This is a genomic window from uncultured Eudoraea sp., from assembly GCF_947260015.1.
Classification (GTDB): Bacteria; Bacteroidota; Bacteroidia; order Flavobacteriales; family Flavobacteriaceae; genus Eudoraea.
This window is the reverse complement of the sequence record NZ_CAMYOM010000096.1, coordinates 1,177-2,846: the sequence shown is the minus strand read 5'-3', so window position 1 is coordinate 2,846 and position 1,670 is coordinate 1,177. Positions and strand designations below refer to the sequence as shown.

General features: G+C 54.3%; 2 rRNA genes (1 of these 2 running past the window's edge). Both read right to left on the bottom strand.

Annotated features, from left to right (window positions below):
• Nucleotides 1-6: 6 nt before the first annotated feature.
• A 5S ribosomal RNA gene (gene rrf, locus Q0X66_RS15870) occupies nt 7-123 on the bottom strand.
• A gap of 133 nt (nt 124-256) precedes the next feature.
• Nucleotides 257-1,670: ribosomal RNA gene (locus Q0X66_RS15865) — 23S ribosomal RNA — on the bottom strand (its annotated part continues 1,176 nt past the right edge of the window); the annotation flags it as partial.

Here is a 1,670-nt window from a genome sequence, read left to right as displayed (position 1 = left end):
TCATAATTCCGGCGGCGTCCTACTCTCCCACAGGGCTGCCCCTGCAGTACCATTGGCTCTGATAGGCTTAACTTCCGAGTTCGGGATGGGATCGGGTGTGACCCTACCGACATTGCCACCGAATCCGTAGAAAGTTTCTCTGTGCCGCTTCTGTGAAGCGGATCAGAAGCAAGTTCGAGAGTCCGTGTTGATGGATTGTCTCGAGCTCTTCCTTCCAACCCTGATCTCAAGTCACGCACGAAACGTGTCTTAGAAATAGGTCAAGCCTCACGGCCGATTAGTACTGGTCAGCTACATGCGTTGCCGCACTTCCACACCCAGCCTATCAAACTCGTAGTCTACAAGTGGCCTTTAGGGACCGAAGTCCAGGGATACCTCATCTTAGGGCTCGCTTCCCGCTTAGATGCTTTCAGCGGTTATCGATTCCGTATATAGCTACCCGGCTATGCTTCTGGCGAAACAACCGGAACACTAGGGATACGTTCAACCAGGTCCTCTCGTACTATGGTCAACTCCCTTCAAGTATCCTCCGCCCACGACAGATAGGGACCGAACTGTCTCACGACGTTCTGAACCCAGCTCGCGTACCGCTTTAATTGGCGAACAGCCAAACCCTTGGGACCTGCTCCAGCCCCAGGATGCGATGAGCCGACATCGAGGTGCCAAACCGCGCCGCCGATATGAACTCTCAGGCGCGATCAGCCTGTTATCCCCGGAGTACCTTTTATCCGTTGAGCGATAGCCCTTCCATGCGGAGCTACCGGATCACTAAGGCCTGCTTTCGCATCTGTTCGACCTGTCGGTCTCACAGTTAAGCTCCCTTATGCCTTTGCACTCTACGGCTGGTTTCCAATCAGCCTGAGGGAACCATCGCGCACCTCCGTTACTTTTTAGGAGGTGACCGCCCCAGTCAAACTGCCCACCAGGCAATGTTCCCACACCGGATCACGGTGTTGGGTTAGAAGTCCAGAACAGCCAGGGTGGTATTTCAAGGTTGACTCCACCGAAACCAGAATCCCGGCTTCGAAGTCTCCCACCTATCCTACGCAGACTGTCCCGAACTTCACTGCCAAGCTGCAGTAAAGGTTCACGGGGTCTTTCCGTCTTGTCGCGGGTAGAGCGTATCTTCACGCTCAATACAATTTCGCTGAGTCACTGGCCGAGACAGTAGGGATGTCGTTACGCCATTCGTGCAGGTCGGAACTTACCCGACAAGGAATTTCGCTACCTTAGGACCGTTATAGTTACGGCCGCCGTTTACTGGGGCTTCGATTCACTGCTTCGCCGAAGCTAACAACTCCTCTTAACCTTCCAGCACCGGGCAGGCGTCAGACCCTATACGTCCTCTTACAAGTTCGCAGAGTCCTGTGTTTTTGGTAAACAGTCGCAACCCTCTATTCTCTGCAACCCACACCCGCTCAGAGAGCAAGTCTCATCACGGACACGGGCACACCTTCTCCCGAAGTTACGGTGTCAATTTGCCGAGTTCCTTAGCCAGTGTTCTCTCACGCGCCTTGGGATTCTCACCCCGCCCACCTGAGTCGGTTTGCGGTACGGTCACTGAAGACCCTCACTACGCAGCTTTTCTTGGAAGCATGGAATCACCGAGTTACGGAGCCGGAGCTCCACCTCATCACGTCTCGGAGTAATGTTTCCGCGTTTGTGGCTAT